Below are 19363 nucleotides of genomic sequence, written 5' to 3' on the forward strand. Positions count from 1 at the left end.
AACGCCAATTTCACCTGGTCTTTCTTGAAGACACCCCACCATCACTGACTTTCCACAGCCCGGCGCAAGCCGGGCTGTTTTTTTGTCCGAATGCGCTTGCACACGCCGAACGAGGCGGCTATCACCCGGCCTCTTCCTGAGGCGACCTGATCCGCGGTAGCTCAGTGGTAGAGCAGCCGGCTGTTAACCGGCTGGTCGTAGGTTCGAATCCTACCCGCGGAGCCACCTCTCCTCCCTAGCCCACTCGGGGGCTTCGGGGTTGAGAGACCCGGGATTTTCCGATCCCACATTTGATCCCACACGTTGCGACGCTTAAGCGGACTCTGTTCGCGACCGCCCTCGATCCCCGAATCCGCCTTTTCCTCCAGGGCGCCGCCCGCTCAGAACCGCCAAGCCAACGGCGAGCGTCAGGACCTGATTGACGTCGCACCGCCCCTCCGGCGCCAGGCGGCGTAGGCCTGCGCCACCTTGATCCCGGAGGTGTTGAACCAGGCATAGCCGTTCCGGCGTTCCAGGCTGATCTCGTTGACGTCGTCGTGAATGCTGAGGTCGCGATCGCCGAAGATCGGCCGGCCGGTCGCCACATCGTAGTAGCGCGACCACAAGGGTCCCGCGCCGGGCGCGTCGACCAGCCGCCGTCCCAGCGTCGGGTCGGCCTTGGTCCAGGCCTTGTCGTGGATCGCCGCCTTGGCGAACCAGGCCGCGCCGCCCGCGATGGCGCGCGACACCCGCGGCGAGGGGTTGGGCAGGCTCATCAGATAGATCAGGATCTCGGCGCTCTCGGCGCTGGCCAGGGCCGCCGGCTCGAAGTTGCGCGCCCCGACCGCCGCCAGGGTCGTGGCGTCATGCTGCTGCGACCAGGCGGCGGGCTCGCCATCGACGCTGATCTGGCTGGCCAGGATGCAATCGAGGGCCCGCGCCCAGGCCTGGGCGGCCCGCCGCCGCTGATCGGCGGTGACGAAGGCGTAGTCGCCCTGGCCCTCGGCCGCCAGGCCGACGAGCCGCGTGGCCGCCAGCATGGCGCCGTCATTATAGGTCACCGCGTCATGATAGCCGCCCTGCAGCGGCCAGACCTGGGGCCAGCCGCCATTGGGAAATTGGCTGGCCAGCAGATAATCCAGGCCGCGCGCGAAGCTTTGACGGTAGACCTGGCCCGATGATCCGTCCGGCGCCTGGGCGATCACTCGGGCCAGGAAGCGCATTTCCGTCACCGTCGCGTCGTTGTCCAGGGTGCCCATGAAGGCGGCGTCCTCGGTGAAGGCCTGGCCGCGAACCCGAACCGGCCCGGTGCGCGCCGCGTTCTTGCCCCAGCCGCCGGCCGGGGTCTGGAAGCTGACGATGACGTCGGCGATGCGCCGCGCCTCGGCCGAGGCGTACCAGGCCCGATCCCGGTCCAGCGGCATGGAGGCCGCCCCCGTGCCCTGCTTGCCCTTGGGCGGCAAGGCCGGCGCGGGACCCGCGCCCTGTTCGGCCGCGAGGCCGGCGACATCGGCGTCGTGGGCCGCCCGCGAGCGGGCCAAATAGGCTCGCCAGGCGGGCTGGACCGCGACAGGCAGGGCCGCGATCCGGCTCGCCGTCAGGGGTTCGGCCGGCACGGTGCGGCCCACGACGGCGCCCGTCGCGGGGCCGGCCAGGGCCAGGGCCAGTCCAAGAACGACCATCCAGCGGTGGGTCATGCTCTTCCCTCTCCTCTCATCGATCCGGTCGCCAGCCAGTCTACGGCGTTGGCCAGCCAGCGTTGTTGCAAGGGCCTGGCCATGTCAGGCAAACGGTGCACCAGCACGCGCCGCCCGCCCTGCCGGGCGATGAAGCTGGCCGCACCGTTGCGGCGGTCATGGTCGCGACTATAGGCGGCGATCACCTCAACCCCGGCGCCGTCCACCAACAGGCCGTTGGAGGCTTGCCCCTCCACCTGGTGCAGGATCCCCATTCCCATGTCGGCCGGGAGGCCGGCGAAGGTCGGATGGCTGCGGACATAGTTCCAGTTGCCCATCCACGGCGCGCGCAGCCCGCCGACCTGGCCGCCATAGGTGAAGAAGTCCAGGCGCGACAGCTGCCGGGCGACGCCCTCGGCCAGGCCGTCTTCCTGGACCATGGCCAGCAGGGGAACCCCGGCCGACACCGCCGCCAGAACCTCGGGCGGCAGTTCGCCCAGGACCGCCACAGGCTTGTCGCCCTTCTTGGGCTGGGCCTCCAGCCCGGTCTGCTCGCCGACCTGGCGGCGGGCGATCTCGTCGGTCTTCAGGCCCGAGGCGATGATGCCGTCGTAGCGGACGCCCGGCTTGAAATCCTCGAACACCGCGCCCGGCACGCCGGCCAGTTGGATGCGCAGGCTGCGGGCGATTCCCGAGACGCCGATGCGGCGGGTCTGGGCCGGCTTGCCCGCCGGACCCGTCACCCAGATCTCGCGGTCCGACACCACCTCGCCCAGGGTGACCCGGATGCGGTTCAGGCCCGCGCGCGCCAGCGGCGGCGTGCGCACCGCCTGGGCCACGAGGTAGCTGAAAGTGTCCGGCGACTGCGCCGGGACCGCCCAGCGGCCCAGGGTCTCGACCGCGCCGTCCGGGCCGACCAGGGCCAGGACCATCTCGCCAGTCACCGGCTTGCCGGTGTCGTTCAGCAGCCAAAGATCCAGCTCGGCGCTGTCGTCCACGGCATAGGCCCGGGCCCGGGCCTTGGCGATGACCAGAACCGGCCGCAAGCTCTGGCTCATCAGGTCCGGATCGGCCTTGAAACCGCGCAGATTGTCGACGATCCCCGAATGGTTCTCGATCGCCGTGCTCTCCCAGCCCGAGACGCAGGCGATATCGACGGCGTCGCCGATGCGGATGTTCTCCAGGTACTCGCGCCAGGCCTCGTAGGCCTTGCGGCCCACCGACAGGAACAGGCGTTCGCTGGTCGGAAAGGCCTTGTCGAAGCCCCAACGCTGCAGATAGCCGTTGGTCGCCGCGACGATGGCCCTGTGGTCGTCCAGGTCGTAGCTCTTGCCGCCCCCGGCCAGGATCTCGACCACCATGGCCGCATGGTTGTCGGCCACCGCGCAGCCCTCCATCTCGCCGAGCTCGACGATGAACGGCTTGCCGGTCTGGCGGTGGATGTAGTCGTCCGGCCCCTTGTAGAAGCGGTCGTACCACTGGTCGCCGGCGCCCTGATGGTTGTTCCACCAGCCGCCCCATTCGTCCTTGTCCGAGCGCCAGTAGCGGTCGTCATAGGGCAGGTACATGGCTTGGGAGGCGCCGCGCGCCACGAAGCCGTCGTTCAGCACCACCACCCGGCTGGGATCGAACTGGTGTATGACCTCCAGCACGGCCTGGACATCGGGATTGGCCAGATTCGCGCCCAATTCGTTCTGCAGGGTGTACTGCACCAGGGACGGGTGCGAGCGGAAGGCTCGGACCATCGCCTTGCACTTCTCGACCAGGAAGTCGCGGCTGAAGGCGTCGGCCTGCGACGGAGACTCGCCAGGCTTGAGATCGCGGCCGATGGCGTGGCGGCCGCCGCCGGGCTCCATCGCCCGCAGCAATCCCATCTCGTCCATGGCCGAGAACACCTCGGGCTTGCCGACATTGCGGTGGAAGTGCAGCGTGTTGAGGCCCAGGCTCCGCGCCGCCGCCACCTCGCGCCGCGCCAGTTGCGGCGTCGGCCACAGGCCGTTGAAGCCCCAATAGCCCCAGGAGATCGCCGAATAGAGCCGCACCCGCCGCCCGTTCAGGCGCAGCAGGGCGTCGGTCCTCAGGCCCTCGGGCGCAAACCAGCGGAAGCCGAAGCGCACCGCGCGCGTATCGACCGCGTCCCACCCCTGGGCCCAGCGGAAGACCAGCTGATAGAGGTCTGGCGTATCGAGGTCCCAGAGCCGCGCGTCCGGCGCATGGACCGTGAACCGGGCGCGCAGGCGATGGGCGTCCAGCTGCTCCAGCGCCTCCAGCCGCGCATCGGCGGCGACCGGCTGGCCGGTCTTATCGTCGACCAGGGCGACCGAGGCCTTGGTCTTCAAGCGCTCCAGGTCCTTCGCGGCCACCGGCTGGTCCAGCACGATCTCCATCAGCGCCGTCACCTTGCGCGGGTCGGGCGTGTTGAGCGCCCAGGCGTCGTCAATGCGGGCGTCGATCGGGTGGAGGCTGAGCCTCAGGCCGCGATCCAGCCCGCCAAAGCCGTGCGAGGCGAACAGCTTGGCCTGGCCCCACATCATGGTCGTGGAGTCGCGCCAGTCGAACCGGCCGCCGGGATTGGTGATGCGGATCGCCAGGCGATTGGCCTGGCCCGGCCGCATGGCGGCGGTCAGGTCGCAGTCGATCGGCAGCTCCGACATGATCGAATAGCCGACCAGTTGCTCGTTGAGGAACACCTCCGCCCGCAGCCGCGCCCCGCGCAGGTTCAGCATCACCCGCCGGCCCTTGGCCTCGGCGGGAATGTCGATCGTCCTGGTCCACCACGAGACGCCGCGATAGGCGCCGTTGCGGGGCACGTCGTCGTCCTCGGCATAGCGATATTCGTCGGCGGTGTAGGGCCTCGAACCCAGCTTGCCCCAGAAGTGCTGCTCGACCGTGGTCGGCAGGGTCACGATCACGGCGTCCGCCGAGGTCAGGACGCCCCAGCCGCCGGTCGGCGGGTTGACCGGCAGCCTGGACAGGTCGAAGCGGCCCGGCAGGTGGATGACGTCGTCGGTCCACGGTGCGGCGGTGTCGAGCCAGAGCCGCCAGCCGTCGTCGGCGATCGCCAGACTGGCGGGCTGGTCCAGGCGCGCGGCCTGGCCGGCGGCCGGCGCCAGGCCGGCGGCGGTGACGCCTGCAACGGTCGACAGGAACCCGCGGCGATCCAGGCTCATGGCCACCACCCGTCGGCGCCTCTGAGGAAGACCTCGCGCGACCAGGCCTTAGCCTGCGCCGCCGTCAGCTGACGGCTATGGGGATCGCGGGCCTGCGGATTGGCGCCCGCCCCTGTCGAGGCGAACTCGGCGAAGGTCGCCGTGGACAGGGTGTCGGTCTTGCCGGGCGTCCACTCGCGCCAGCCGGCCGGCTCCAGGGCCGCGTCGATCCGCGTGCGCAGGAACACGACCGTGGCGTAGGGCCGCCAGGCGCGGCCGAGCCAGACGTGCTCGGCGCCGGGATCGGCGGTGATCCTGCAGCGGTCGAAGACATAGGCGCTGTCCTGGTCGGGGCTGGCCTTGCTCTGGGCGGTCAGCATCGCCTCGCCATGGGCGATGGCGTGGACTTCGCAGCGATCGAAGAAGGCCTTGGCGTTGCCGAAGATGAAATCGATGTGGCCCTCGACATAGCAGTCGCGGAAGTACTGCCGGCTGGGCCGTTCCTTCTTGCTGGCAGCATAGAGCGTGTCCTGGGTGCCCAGCAGGCGCACGCGTTCGAGCACGGCGCGATCAGCGGTGATCGCCAAGGCCACGGCCTGGGACGGACGCGGGTCCTTCAGGTGATAGTCGTTCTGGATGGTCAGGTTGCGCGCGATGAAGCCGTCGCCCGACACCTTGACCGAGGCCGACTTGAAGGTGCCGCCGGCGGTGATCGCCCCATCGCTCCAGACCAGAACGACATCGCCCGGCGCCCTACCCTTGCCGATCAGGCGCACCCCGGGCTTTTGGATGTCGATCTTCTCGCGGTATTCGCCCGGCGCGATCTCGATGGCGCCGCCGTTCGCCGGCAGGGCGTCGACGGCGGCCTGGACCGTGGCGAAGGGCGCGCCCGCATGGGCGACCCTCAAGGCGGCGGCCCGCGCGTCCACGCCCGTGGTCAGGACCGCCAGGCCCAGGACCAGGCCGATCGTTCTGATCATGGTCACGCTCTCCGCAGCCCGCCGTCGCGCGCCGTCAGACGAACGCGCTGGCCCTTCTTGATGTCGAGATCGATCGCCGCGACGCCGTAGCGCACATGGTGGCGACCGTCGGCGGCGGCGGTCAACGTCGCCGTTTCCAGCCTGCCCCGCGCCCAGGTGACATCGACCCCGACCGCGCCGCGCGCCTTCAGGCCGGTGAGCCGGCCGGTGGGCCAGGCCGATGGCAGGGCCGGCAGCAGCACGATCTGGCCGTTGCGGCTTTGCAGGATCATCTCGGTCATGCCCGAGGTTCCGCCGAAATTGCCGTCGATCTGGAACGGCGGGTGGGCGTCGAACATGTTGGGATAGGTGCGCTCGGGGCCCAGCAGCAGCGACAGGATCTTGTGGGCGCGATCGCCGTCGCCCAGGCGCGACCACAGGTTCAGCCGCCAGGCGACGGCCCAGCCCGTCGAGATGTCGCCCCGGGTGTTCAGAGACACCTTGGCCGCCTGGGCCAGGGCCGGGGTGGTGTCGATGGCGATCTGGTCGCTGGGGAAGACGCCGTAGAGGTGGGAGACGTGCCGATGATGGATGTCGTTGGCGTCGGCGTCCCAGTCGTCCTGCCACTCCTGCAGCTGGCCGTCCTTGCCGATCCTGTAGGGCGCCAGGCGTTCGCGCGCGGCGGCCAGTTGCGCGCTGAGTTCGCCATCCACGCCCAGGATGGCGCAGGCCTGGATGCAGTGGCTGAACAGGTCGCGGATGATCGCCTGGTCCATGGTCGGGCCGGCGACCAGGGACGAGCCATGGCCGTGATTGTTCTCCGGCGAAATCGAGGGATTGGTGACCAGCTTGCCCGACTTGGGATCAACCACCAGGACGTCCAGAAAGAACAGGGCGGCGCCGCGCATCAGCGGATAGACCTCGGTCAGATAGGCGCGGTCGCGGCCATAGTCGTAATGGTCCCATAGATGCTTGCACAGCCAGGCCCCGCCCGTCGGCCAGACCCCGAACTTGGCGCCGTCGATCGGCGCGGAGGCGCGCCACAGATCGGTGTTGTGATGGACCACCCAGCCGCGGGCGCCATACATCACCTGGGCCGTGCGCGCCCCCGTGACCGACAGGTCGCGCACCATGGCGATCAGCGGCGCGACGCACTCGGCCAGGCCTGTCGGTTCGGCGGGCCAGTAGTTCATCTCGGTATTGATGTTGATCGTATATTTGCCGCCCCACGGCGGAAAGGTCTTGTCGTTCCAGATCCCCTGCAGGTTGGCTGGCTGGCCGCCGGGCCGCGAACAGGCGATCAGCAGATAGCGGCCGTACTGGTAGTAGAGGGCCGCCAGAGCCGGGTCGTCGCGCGTCTGCGAGGCCTTGATGCGTTCATCGGTCGGCTCCAGGGCGGCGCGCGTGGTCCCGAAGTCGACCTCGACCCGCCGAAAGAGCGCGCGATGGTCGGCCTGGTGATCGGCGAGCAAGGCCCGCCAGGGCTTGACCCCGACCTTGGCCAGCACTGCGCGGTTGATCGCCGCCGGGTCGCCGCCCGCGTCGTCGAAGCGGCGGTAGCTGGTGGCCGCGGCGATCAACAGGACGATCTCGTCGGCCCCCGCGACCGACAGCCCGCCCTGGCGCGCCGTCAGGGTTCCGCCCTTGCGGATCACCTGGACGCGGCACTCGAAGGCCAGGGCCGCGGCGACGCCGTTCTGGGCTTCGTTGGTCCCGGCCAGCACCAGGGTGTCGCCGCCCTCCACGCGTGAAGCCGGCTTGGACTTGAGCGGGCTGGCGAAGGAAAGATCCACCGAGACGGCCTTGGCCTTGTCGGCGCTCAGCCGGACGGCGATCACCCGGTCGGGATAGCTGCCCAGCACCTCGCGGCGGTGGCGCACGCCTCCCGCCGCAAAGCGCGTCGTGGCGATTGCACCGTCCAGATCCAGCTCGCGGACATAGTCGACGGGCGCGCCGTCCAGGCCCGGAAACACCAGGTTGAGGTCGCCGATCGTCTGATAGGACATCTGGCGCTTTGGAGCGCCCATGAACCGCGCGTCGGCTACCTCGGTGGCCTTGGCGTAGTCGCCGGCGTCGATCAGAGCCCGGATCTCAGGCAAGGCCTTGAGGGCTTCGGGATTGGCCGGATCATAGGGGCCGCCGGCCCAAAGCGTGTCCTCGTTCAGCGCCAGGCGCTCGGCGGCCACCCCGCCGAACACCATCGCGCCCATCCGCCCCGAGCCGATCGGCAGGGCCTCGACCCACGCCTGGGCGGGCTGGCGATACCAAAGGCGGGTCGGCGAGGCCTTGGGCGCGGCGGCGCGCGCCAAGCCGGACCCGCCGGTGGAAGCGCCCGCCGCCAGGGCCACGGCGCGGGCCAGGGTCGTTCTGCGTGTCAAAGCCATGGCAGGGCCTCTTGGAGATCAAGGGATCAGGAAGCGGCGCAAGGCCGGAACGGCCTTGGCCAGATCGGCCGTGACCAAGGCCGAGAAATAGTCGGCTCCCGCCTCGCCCAGGTGGGTGTAGTCGAACGACAGCTTGGCCTGGCCCATGGGCTCGACCGCCGCATTGTTCTGGATCGCGGCCTGACCGGATGTCGGCGAAGCCCCGCCTGGCGCGGCCGGCGCAGCCGGAGCGGCCTTGGCGGCGATGGTCGTGCCGGTGCGCGCGGCGGCCAGCACCTCTGCGGACGGCGGGCGCTGGGCGAACCGCGTGGCCTGCGCCGCGCCCATGGCCTGGACGGCCGCGAAGCTGTCGGCGTGCAGGTCGACCAGCGGCGCGCCGGTTTCGGCGGCCACCTTGCGGACCGCTTCGGCCCAGGGACCCAGGTCGTCGATCAGCACACCGTCCTTGAACTGCCGGCGGGTCAGCGGGGTGACCAGCACCGGTTTGCCGCCGGCCGCGCGCGCCTCCTCGACATAGCGCCTGAGATTGGCGGGAAACTCCGTAGCCAGGTCGGTCGAACGACCCGGCTTGCCTGGCTGGTCGTTATGGCCAAACTGGATCAGCACATAGGTGTCGTTGAAGCCGCCTGAGGCGATCTCCTTGAGAGCCAGATCCCACGACCCCTCGGTGCGGTAGTTGCCGCTGCTGCGACCGCCGCGCGCCAGATTGATGCAGGCGGCGAACGAGGTGACGTGCTTGCCGCAAAAGCTGGGGCCCCAGCCCCCCTGGACCGCGGTCGTGGAGTCGCCGACCAGGACGATCTTGACGGCGTTGAAGTGCACGGCGGACTCGGCGGCGGCGGGGGGGCCTACGGCGGCCAGCAGGGCGGCCGCGGCCAGGCCGGCGATCTGGCCCAAGGCGATCAGGCGCATGGAACTCCACCTTGAAAAACGAGGGATCACACGAACGGGCGAACAAGGGGGTGGGCGACGCCGGGGGGACAAACCCCGACGCCGCCCGGTGCTCCTCGGGAGGAGGCGCCTCAGAAGCTCATCCGCAGGCCGACGAAGAGCTGTCGGCCTGTCGAGCTGTATTGGGTGACCACCGGGTCGTCCGCATAGGCGAAGCGATTGGAGGTCTGGTTGGTTAGGTTCAGCGCCTCGATCGACAGCGCCATGCTGGCGTTGAACTTGTAGCTGAACGAGGCGTCGACATTGGTCGTGGCGTTGGAGCCCACGAAGTCGTTGACCAGCGGGGAGTCGCACACGCCCGGATCGCATGATCCCGAGGCGATCGGATACTGGGTGTAGTATTTGGCCCGATAGGCGGTGGAGACCCGGGCCGACCACTTGCCGGTGTCGTAGAAGACCGTGAAGTTGAAGGCGTCGGGCGAGGCGCCGGTGAACGGACCCTTGGCCACGATCCGCGGTCGCGCCGCCACGGTCGCGGTCGCCAGCGAGCCTGGATCGATGATGTAGTTCATCTGCGATTTCAGGTGGGTGTAGTTGGCCTGGACGCCGAACTTGTCCAGCCAGCCGGGCAAGAAGGTCAGGTTCTGCTGGTAGTTCAGCTCGATGCCGCGGATGTAACCGCCGGGCGCATCTCGGAACTGGCGGATGTCGTAGGGTTGGGTGTTGATGTAGATCAGGGCGGCTTGCTGGGAGGCCGAGGGCGAGCCGGTGGCCGGGATCTGGGTGGCCCGCAGCTGATCGATCGCCTCGGGCGTCAGGATGGTGGACAGCAGGCCCGAGCTGACCACCGTCTGCGGGAAGCTGCTGATCTCCTTGTCGAACACCGCCGCCGAGAACAGCGCCCCGGGCGCGAAGTACCATTCGAAGCTCAGGTCGTAGTTGGTGGCCCGGAACGGCTGGAGCTTGGGGTTGCCCAGGGTGATCGTGCCGCCCGTGGTCGCGCCGGCCGTGGTCGGGGTGCTGAAGGCGGTGACGCTGGGCGCCAGATTGCCCAGCAGCGGCCGGGCCATGACCTTGGCCGCGCCGATCCGCACCAACATGTTGTCGGCCACCTCGTAGGCGGCGTTCATCGAGGGCAGGACGTCCTTGTAGTGGTTGTCGGCCGACACCGGGCGGGCGGTGTTGGTCAGGCCGTTGGACTCCAGGTCGGTGACGGCGTAGCGCGTGCCCAGGTTGCCGCGCAGATCGCGGCCGAAGACCTGGGCGTTATAGTCGAACTGCACATAGCCGCCGGTATCGACCTCTTCGACGCCGTAGGTGTTGGACGGACTGGCCAGGGCCGAGGTCCGCCAGTCGCCCCACTTGTTGACGCAGTTGCAGTCAAAGCCGAGCAGGTCGATGAACTTCCGATTGTCTGGGGCGATGAAGCTGGTGAGGGTCCCGGCCGGCAGGTCGAGGTTCTTGCCGAACTGGATCAGCCGGCTGGTGGCCGCCACCGAGCTGTTGCTCTCCTTGAAGCTGGGATTGAGCGTCTCGCCGACGGTGCGCTGGAACTGGGCGGTGAAGAACGAATATTTGCGACGGCTGAGGCCGACCTTGACGGTCAGGCTGTCGTCGACCTCGTAGGACAGGTCCACCTTGCCGCCGTCATAACGGTTGTCGGCCACGCGGCGGTAGATGCGGATCGCCGAGTAGTTCTTGACGAAGTCCCAGTTGGCGGGATTGGCCGCGTCGAAGCCGAAGTCGAGCAGCGGCATGTCGCCATCGCCCCGAGCGTCGTAGATGAAGTCATTGTTGCCGGCCACGCCCTGGCCGGAGTCCAGGCGGTTGTACTCGGTCAACAAGCCGGTGCTCTTGTTCACCGAGCGTGAGCGGCCATAGAGGAACGAACCCTTCAGGCGGTCGCTGAAGTCATGGGCGATGTTGATCGAGCCCTGCTGGAAAAAGGTAGTGTAATACTGCTGGTCGTCGGCAGTGCGCATATCGACATTGCCCAGCTTCAGATAGTCGGCGTTGGCGCCGTCCGGGCTGAGGGCCGCGTCGATCAGCCGAACGCTCGGCCGGCCGATCATCCCGTCGCGCAGGCCCAGGCCGTAGGGGTTGCTCGCCGAGATCGGAATGTAACCCACTGAGTTGGGGTTGTTGTAGTAGTCGTAGGGCTCGAGGTTGTTGGGGTTGTAGCTATAGGCCATCCCCGGCGCGAGCGCGCCGCCGTTGACCTGCTCGCCGCAGTCGATGGCGTCCTGGATCGCGGTCGCCGCCCGCGCGGTGCAGGTGTTGTAGAGCGCGCGCTTGTTGGCCGTGCTCGTGGCGGCGCTGGCGGCGTTGTAGGTGGCGTTGGTGTTGTTGCGGTTGAGACCCACGGCGCTGACGCCGAAGTTCTCGGAGTTGTTGTAGAAGCGCGAATAGACGCCATCGATCGCCACCGTGGTGCGGCGATCGGGCGAGCGCCACTGCACCGAACCGGTCAGGCCCAAGCGGTCCTGCTCCAGCTGCTGCTGGTTGAGGGTCGGCAGGGCCGGGATGCGCACCAGCGAGCCGGGCGCGCCGGTCGTCAGGTTGCGCCCCTGAGGATTGTTGATCAGGGCGTAGGCCGCAGGGTTCGAACCGACCAGGGCCGCGCAGGCCGCCGGATTGGTGACGTTCTGCGTGACGATGGCGTTGCAGGCCGTGCCGATCGGGGCGGCGAAGCCTTGGCGCTGCAGGCCCGCGGTCTGGGTCGGGGTGGTGGCGAAGGTTGCGCCGCGATAGGCGTAGTCCGACTGGCCCGGCGAGCGGCCATAGCTGTCGATGGTGCTGTTGCGCTTGTTATAGGCGAACGAGCCCAGGGCCCCGAACTCCCCCCAATTGGTGTCCCAGCGATTGGACAGCAGGCCCGCGGCGCGCGGGTTCTGGTGCTTGCCGGCCTCGTAATAGGCGTCCTGCAGGGACAGGCCCACGCGCAGGCCCTTGAAGTCCAGGGGCCGGCCGGTGATCAGGTCGACGGTCGCGCCCAGCGAGCCTTCGTCGGTCTCGGCCGAAGCGGTCTTCTGGACGCGCAGCGAGCTGAAGAGCTCGGAGGCGAAGGTGTTGAAGTCAAAGCCCCGGCCGCGGTTGGGGCTGGTGCCGGAGTCGTTGGAGCCGGCGGTCGACAGGGCTTCGAGACCGTTGAGGCGTACACGGGTGAAGTCGCTGCCTAGGCCGCGGACGGTGATGGTGCGCCCCTCGCCGTTGTCGCGGTCGATCGACACGCCGGGCAGGCGCTGCAGGGATTCGGCCAGGTTGGCGTCGGGGAAGTCGGCGATGTCCTCGGCGTTGATGGCGTCGACCATCACGTTGGAGCGCCGCTTGAGATTGAGGGCGCTCTGGATCGAGGCGCGGTAGCCGGTGACGACGACTTCCTCGACCTGGCTGGCGTCGGCGGCGAGCGGGCTGGTCGCCTGCGCGTGGGCCGTCCCGGCCGAAAAGCTGGCGGCCAGGGCCGCAATCAGCGCCAGGCGCGAGGATTGCCGCAACAGCACGCAGGCGGGCGATTGAGTGGCGTTGAACATGGACATTTCCTCCCCGTCTCGTCCCGGCGGCTCGAGTCCGCCTTGTCGTCCCCGGTTAAATTGATACCGGTGTCATAAGCATAGACATGACGATTGCGGCGAGAAAAGAGGAAAAGTTAGCGGTATCACTCGCAATTTGAGATAATTTTGTCTCGCAAAACCAGCGCCTCGTAACGACGTTTCCGGCGGTCCGAAGCGCACAAATTCGATCCCTCCCCGGTCTTTTTTTTCGCATCCAGTTGATCGCGATCCCAATCGCTCGCACCCTCCGGTCGCTAAGAAACACGACCGACGTGGCGGGGAGCACCGGTGTCAGAGGCCAAGACGCCCAAGCTTCGAATCGTCCCGGACGACCACCGTCCGGCGCCGCCACGACCGCCCCCCTGGGGCGAGCGCGCCGCCTATTCGGCGATCTATGCGCGCGAGTGGCGCGACGTCTGCGCGTTCCTGCGGGCCCGGTTCGGTCCTGGTCCGCCCGATCCGGAGGATGTCGCCCAGCAGGCCTTCTTCAAGCTGGGCCAGCTGCAGGACATCGAACAGATCAGGAGCCCGCGCGGCTTCGTGTTCCGGGTGGCGATCAACCTGATGCTGGACGCCCGCCGCAGCCAGACGCGCGCCAACCGGACCCTGGACGCCTCCGCGCCGCTGCTGGCCGACGCGGGCCAGGACGAACCGGACCTGGAGCGTTCGCTGATCGCCAAGCAGCAGATGGCCCTGCTGGAGACGGTGATGACCGGCTTGCCCGAGCGCCATCGCCTCTACATGCTCGCCAACCGCCTGGAAGGGCAAAGCTTCGTGGCGATCGCCGAACGGTACGGCGTCTCCCCGTCCCTGGTGCGCAAGACGGTCGAGGAAGCCCTGGCCGTCTGCCAGCGCGCCCTGATCCATGGAACCGCCGATTATCGAGGACTGTCGCGTGAACGAACCCGTCGATCCTGACTCGGCCGTCGGCCGGACCGCCCGCGCCTGGGCCCTGGCGGTCGCCGGCGAGGACTTCCCGCCCGAACGTTCGGCGCAGCTGCGCGCCTGGCTGGACGCCGATCCCGCGCATCTGGACGCCTATGAGCACGCCGAAGCCACGCTGGACCTGCTCTCGCGCCTGCCCCTCTCCGTTCCGGTCGCCGCCCCGGGCGACGCCGCCCGCGCGGCTCACCCGCCTGTCCGGCTGCGCAAAGCTCCCGGCTGGCGCGTGGTCGGCCCAGGTCTGGCCGCCCTGGCCGCCTGCCTGGTCGCGGCGGTGATGCTGACCGCCCCGCCCGCCCCGTTCGAGACCGCGCCGGGCCAGACGCGCCAGATTGCGCTGAGGGACGGCAGCCATGTCAGCCTGGCGCCGGGCTCACGGCTGCGCGTCACCTCCCGCCTGGGCTCCCGGGCCTTGACGCTGGACCGTGGCGAGGCGTTTTTCGTGGTCGCCCACCGGAACGGCCGCCCCTTCACGGTCCAGGCCGGCGAGACGCGCGTCCAGGTGGTCGGCACGCGGTTCAATGTCCGCAAGGGCCAGTCGGTGCAGGTCCAGGTCGAACAGGGCGTGGTCCAGGTCCTGGCCGCCGGGACCGGCGGCGGGCGCCAGGTCACGCTGCGCGCGGGCCAGACGGCCCAGGCGCAGGGCGGGGTCCTGAGGGCCGGGGTCCTGGCGCGACCCGACCAGGCCGGCGGCTGGCGGCAGGGACGGCTGGCCTATGAGGACGTCGCCCTGTCAGAGGTCGTAGCCGATCTCAATCGCTATCGCGCGCGCCCCTTGAGCCTTGCCGCGGCGCCGCTCGGCCGCCTGAAGGTCACCGCCGCCTTCGACGTCGCCCAGGCCGACCGGTTCGTGGCGCAGCTGCCCCAAATCCTGCCCGTGCGCGTGTCGGCTGACGGCCATGGCGGCCAGGTGTTGGTCGCCGCCACGGCCCGGACGTCGGAGCCCCATGCTCCGTAGCCGGTCGGCCGGCCAGGCCCTGGCCGCGCTTGGCCTGGTCTTGGCGCCGGCCCTCGCCCATGCCGCGCCGACCGCCTCTCCCGCCATCGATCTTCCCGCCCAGTCCTTGGCCAACGCCCTGCTGTCGCTGTCGCGCCAGACCGGCGTCGTCATCCTGGCGCCCGGCGCCCTGGTGCGGGGCCGCGCCGCCCCCGCCGTGCACGGCCGCATGGCGCCGGCTCAGGCCGTGCGTCGTCTGCTGGCCGGCTCGGGCCTGGACCTGGCGGTCAGCGCCGACGGGGTGATCAGCATTCGGCCGGGCGCGGCGGCCTTCACCCCCGCGCCCAATCCCGCGACGCCCGCGACCTCGCCCGCCCTGGCCGAACCCGACGCCATCAGCCCGGTGCAGGTGATCGCCCACGACGCCCAAAGCCAAGCCCTGTGGCTCAAGCGCCTATCGGTCGAGAGCAGCGACATCCTGCTGGGCGAGGACCTTCACGGGGCGCCGGGCGCGAGCCTGGGCGGGGCGATGCAGCTGTTGCCCGGGACGGCAGTCAGCAACGACGGCGGCGAGGGCCGCCAGGTCAGCGTGCGCGGAGTCGCCAGCGAGTTCACGCGGGTGCGCATCAACGGCATGGAGACCTTGGCCACTTTCGGCGGCGCCAACGCCGGCGGCGGCACAAATCGCGGCCGGGCCTTCGACTTCAATGTCTTCGCCGCCGACCTCTTCAAGCAGATCCGGCTGCAAAAGACCGCCTCGGCCGATATCGACGAAGGCTCGCTGGGGGCGACGGTCGATCTGCAGACCCGCTCGCCCTTCGATGGTCCGCGCGTGCGGCTGCAGCTGAGCGCCGAGGCGGCCTACAATACCGGCCGCGGCAAGGGCAGTCCCCGGCTCACCGCGATCCTTCAGCGGCGCACCCACGACGATCGCTGGGGAATCCTGCTGTCGGCCGCCTATGCCGAGCGTGCGGTCTCCGATGTCGGCGCCAACGCCGGCCAATGGCAGACGGGCGACAACGTCTATCCCGGATTCGGCGCTAGCGCGCCGGGCGCGCCCGGCCTGGCGCAGCTGAACGCCGCCTTGCATCCACGCATTCCGCGGCTGGAGGTCTTCCAGAACGATCAGCGGCGGCTGGGGCTGACGGGCAGCCTGCAATGGCGTCCGTCCGACCGAACCCAGGCGGCCTTGGACGTCCTCTATTCGGAGCTGTCCTCGCAACGCCGCGAGGATCTTCTGGAAACCTTCACGTTGCGTACGGCGGGCGCTTGCGCCACCCCGCTCAACGGCGATTGCGGCCTGGCCGCCACCCGGGTGCGCCAGGCGACGATCATCAATCCACGGGCCGACCTGCCGGTGCTGATCGCCGGAGTCTTCGACAATGTCGACGTGCGCGCGGAATCCCGCCTGGACCAGTTGAAGACGATCTTTCGCCAGACGACGCTGTCGGTCGCCCATCAGGTCTCCGATCGCCTGCGCCTGAGGGCCCTGGCCGGCTACAGCCGCTCGGACTTCAGCAATCCCATGCAGCAGACCGTGCAGATGGACCAGTATGACGTCCAAGGCTTCACCTACGATTTTCGCGATCGCAAACATCCCCTCATCGGCTTTGGCTCGGCCGACCTGGCGAACGCCCCGCCGTGGACCCTGGCCGAACTGCGCTCCGAACCCAACTGGGTGGACAACAGCTTCAAGACCGCGGGCCTGGACCTTGACTGGACCTTGTCGCCGGCCCTGACCCTGTCGGGCGGGCTGCAGCACAAGGTCTATCGCACCCATGCCGCGGCATGGTCGCGGACCGACGGCTCGATCACCAACCTCAACGCCGACATCCCCGCCGCGTTCGCGGCGATCTCGCCCAGCGCTTGCATGCGGCGCGTCGGCTCGAGCGCCCTGTCAACGGCGGCGGGCACGCCCGAGGCTTGGCTGGGGCCGGACGTGTCCAAGGCTTTCGCGCTGTTCCAGGCCGCCTGCGCGGCGTCCGGCTGCGACGCCCTGACCCTGGGGCCTCAGCCCCTCTTGGGTCTCAACTACACGGTCGATGAGCAGGACACCGCCGGCTATCTGCAACTGGCGTTCAGCGCCGTCGCGCCCTGGTCGCCGCGCGGCGACATCGGCCTGCGCTACGCCCGAACCCGCCAGACCTCGCGCGGCTTCACCCTGCAGGCCGACGCCCCAGGGCTGATCGCCGCCAGCCGCGCCGCGCGCCGCTACGAGGATCTGCTGCCTTCGCTCAACTTGTTGGTCGAGCCGCGCCCGAACCTGTTGCTGCGGCTGTCGGCTGCGCGGGTGATGGCCCGGCCGGACCTTCGCAGCCTGCGCCCGGGGATCAGCGTCTCGGTCGGCGGCCTGCGCTCGGCGTCGGAAGGCGATCCCGGCCTGCCTCCCGCCCGCGCCGACACCCTGGATGCGGCGGCCGAGTGGTACTTCGCCCCCGGTGCGGCCCTGTCGGTCGCCCTCTTCCATAAATCGATCCGCTCCAGCGCCCAGACCACGGCCACCAGCCCCACGGTGTTCTCGGACAACCCATTCGGCCTGCCCGACGGCGTGGCGGCGGCCGCCTGCGGTCGGCTGCCAGGCTGCGCGCCGAACCTGCCGATCTGGCAGTTCGTGCAGCGAACCGACGCGGGCGGCGGAAAGCTCGACGGCGTGGAGCTGGCCCTTCAGGCCCCGCTTGAGGCGCTGAGTCCCGCACTGCGGGGCTGGACCCTGCGAGCGGCCCTGACCCGCACCCGCGCGCGCATGCGCTACTGGAGTCTCGACGGCGCGCCGCTGATCGCCCACGAAAACCTGGGCTCGCCCCGCACGGTCTCGATGGTGTCGGCAACCTATCAAAGAGCGAGCCTGGACCTGCGCGCCACGCTTTCACGGCGGGGACGCTACCTGACGGCCATCCCCGCCCCGACCGGCGGCGACGCCGACGGGGTCAATGCGGCCACGAGCCTTGACGCCTCGGCCCGCTATCGCCTGGCCCCGAACTGGTGGATGACGGCCGCCGGCTCCAACCTGCTCGACACCGCCCAGCGGCAGTTCTCCGACCGGACCGAACTTCCCAACTATCAGCACCACACCGGCCGCGAATTCCGGCTCGGGCTGGAGATGCGGTTCTAAGGCCAAGTCGAAGGTTCGCATTGAAATGGCGGCCTCGAGGTCTCCTCGCCCGGCTTCCAGGACGCCGACGAACTGGCCCACGCCTCACGGCTCACGGCTCGCCCATCCATCGCAAGGCGGCCTGAGACAGGCCCGCCTCATCGCCAACGGTCTGACTGGCCCAGGCGACGACGCCGTCCGGACGGACAAGCACGGCGCTTAGGCCCAGCCGATCCCGCGGCTCGCCGGCGACGTAGGACATCCGCCCTTGCCAGCGGTTCGCGATCGAGCGAAGCGGCGCGCCTGGGGCGAAGTCGAGCAGCAGGGCCTTCCCGTCGCGCAAACGTTCGCCCGTCCTGGGGCGATCCGAGAAAACGAAGTCAGGAACGCTGCGACCGACCAGCGGATGGCCCGCGCCGAGATCGTAGCGCTGTGACACGTTCCAGACCTTTTCGGCGAAATAGGTGGCGCCGTCGCCAGTGGCGATAAGGTCGCGGATGATAGCCGCCAGCGCACGGGTGCTCGGAGTGGGCCGCATCAGCGCGACCTGGGCGCGCGACCAGTCGAGGATGCGGGCGCCCTCCGGGTGGCGTTCGGCGGCATAGCTGTCGAGCAACGCCACGGGCGCCGTACCTCGGATGGCTGCGGCGAGCTTCCAGCCCAGGTTCATGGCGTCGCCAAGGCCCAGATTTAGCCCTTGGCCGCCGAGCGGCGAGTGGATATGCGCTGCGTCGCCCGCCAGCAGCACGCGCCCCCGGCGGTATTCCGACGCCTGGAAGGCGCGGTCGGTCCAGGTGGTCGCGAGGTCGAGAGCCTTCAGGTCAAGGTCGACGCCGGAAACCCGGCGCAGCACCGTTTGAACATGGTCCAGCGTCAATGGCTGGGTCCGGTGCGCGACGCCGCCGTCGAAATCGACCAGGGCGATCACGCCGGGCCGTGCGTAAGTGTACACGCCGGTAGCGGTGTAGGTTCGTCCCAGGACGAGCGCATCCGGATCGGCCAGCTCGGCCTTGATCGAATAGCCCGTGAACTCCGGGTCGGAGCCGACGAAGCCAAAGCCGCCGGCCTTGCGAACCACGCTGCGACCGCCGTCGCATCCGACCAGCCAGCGCGCGTGAAGGCTCTCGCCGCCGGCCTGGACGGTGACCCCATCGTCCGACTGCTCGAAGCCCTTGACCCCTGAGCCGCGCCGGATCTCGGCGCCCAGGGCGGTCGCCCGCTCGGCCAGGACGGCTTCAAGAGATTGCATCTCTACGGCTAGGTTGGCGCCTGCCGGGCTCGGTAGCTGATACGGCCAGCGCGCGGCGTCGACCTGCTCGTGGAAAAACTGGATGCCGGCGAAATGACCGACCGGACGGCGGGGCGTCTGCATCCAGTGAGCGCCGACAGACGGGTTGGAGCCTTGCGTCGCCTCGACGGCGTTCAAGAGGTCGCGACGGTCGAGGGCTTCGAGAGTCGGCGCCGACAGGCCCCGCATGCCGAACGGCGGTCCCTTCAACGGGGAGCGGGGATCTGCGGCCTGTTTGAGGACCACGACGGAAACGCCGGCAAGTCTGAGCTCACAGGCGAGAAAGAGCCCGACCGGGCCGGCGCCGGCGACGACGACGTCATGGGTGTAGGGATGGTGGATAGACATAGGCGCTCCTGGGTCGATGATGTTCGACCGGAGCGTTCCTCAAGCTGGAGACCGCGCGGACGAACGACGGGCGCTGGCAAAAGCGTCCAAAGTTCGTCGCGGAGATCCCAGGCGCGAAGCCAAAGACCAGAGCTTTCGTTACCGAAAGGACTTGGGCTGACCAGACCA

10 protein-coding genes and 1 tRNA gene are annotated in these 19363 nt (G+C 69.3%); 4 read left to right on the plus strand and 7 right to left on the minus strand.

All coding sequences use genetic code 11. The features are described from left to right. Positions 1-150: 150 nt before the first annotated feature. A tRNA-Asn gene (locus tag ACIPQB_RS15075) sits at positions 151-225 on the plus strand. A gap of 182 nt (positions 226-407) precedes the next feature. Here ACIPQB_RS15075 and pelA read toward each other — a convergent pair. The 6 genes from pelA to ACIPQB_RS15105 form a co-directional block, all read right to left on the minus strand. Further along, positions 408-1676 carry a pectate lyase gene (pelA, locus tag ACIPQB_RS15080; RefSeq protein WP_446486062.1) on the minus strand — a complete coding sequence of 423 codons (1269 nt, stop codon included), beginning with the start codon at positions 1674-1676 and terminating at the stop codon, positions 408-410. After that, complete coding sequence (locus ACIPQB_RS15085) at positions 1673-4825, minus strand: sugar-binding domain-containing protein (protein ID WP_446486063.1); 3153 nt, start codon at positions 4823-4825, stop codon at positions 1673-1675. Before ACIPQB_RS15085 ends, pelA begins: the two co-directional genes overlap by 4 nt. Next, positions 4822-5784 (minus strand): pectinesterase family protein, encoded by a 963-nt coding sequence (locus ACIPQB_RS15090; protein ID WP_446486064.1) that lies wholly within the window; start codon positions 5782-5784, stop codon positions 4822-4824. Before ACIPQB_RS15090 ends, ACIPQB_RS15085 begins: the two co-directional genes overlap by 4 nt. A gap of 2 nt (positions 5785-5786) precedes the next feature. Next, positions 5787-8147: a glycoside hydrolase family 95 protein gene (locus tag ACIPQB_RS15095; protein WP_446486065.1), complete on the minus strand. Its 2361-nt coding sequence runs from the start codon at positions 8145-8147 to the stop codon at positions 5787-5789. 18 nt (positions 8148-8165) lie between these two features. Further along, on the minus strand, positions 8166-9059 hold the full coding sequence (locus tag ACIPQB_RS15100) for a rhamnogalacturonan acetylesterase (protein WP_446486066.1): 894 nt from the start codon (positions 9057-9059) through the stop codon (positions 8166-8168). A gap of 110 nt (positions 9060-9169) precedes the next feature. Further along, positions 9170-12568 (minus strand): TonB-dependent receptor, encoded by a 3399-nt coding sequence (locus ACIPQB_RS15105; RefSeq protein WP_446486067.1) that lies wholly within the window; start codon positions 12566-12568, stop codon positions 9170-9172. Positions 12569-12877: 309 nt separating this feature from the next. On the opposite strand from ACIPQB_RS15105, the gene ACIPQB_RS15110 reads away from it, so the two are divergent. Genes ACIPQB_RS15110 through ACIPQB_RS15120 form a run of 3 tightly spaced genes read left to right on the plus strand, consistent with a single transcriptional unit; the run spans position 12878 to position 17580 of the window. Further along, a complete protein-coding gene (locus tag ACIPQB_RS15110; RefSeq protein ID WP_446486068.1) occupies positions 12878-13507 on the plus strand; it encodes an RNA polymerase sigma factor in 630 nt (209 codons plus the stop codon). Further along, a complete protein-coding gene (locus ACIPQB_RS15115; RefSeq protein WP_446486069.1) occupies positions 13485-14489 on the plus strand; it encodes a FecR family protein in 1005 nt (334 codons plus the stop codon). The genes ACIPQB_RS15110 and ACIPQB_RS15115 overlap by 23 nt, the downstream gene beginning before the upstream one ends. Next, the gene (locus ACIPQB_RS15120; protein ID WP_446486070.1) at positions 14479-17580 is read left to right on the plus strand and encodes a TonB-dependent receptor; all 3102 of its coding nucleotides are present in this window, start codon (positions 14479-14481) and stop codon (positions 17578-17580) included. The genes ACIPQB_RS15115 and ACIPQB_RS15120 overlap by 11 nt, the downstream gene beginning before the upstream one ends. Positions 17581-17671: 91 nt before the next feature. Here ACIPQB_RS15120 and ACIPQB_RS15125 read toward each other — a convergent pair whose 3' ends face one another. Next, on the minus strand, positions 17672-19195 hold the full coding sequence (locus tag ACIPQB_RS15125; RefSeq protein WP_446486071.1) for an FAD-dependent monooxygenase: 1524 nt from the start codon (positions 19193-19195) through the stop codon (positions 17672-17674). Positions 19196-19363: the final 168 nt, after the last annotated feature.

The sequence above is a fragment of the Caulobacter sp. LARHSG274 genome, from assembly GCF_052871235.1.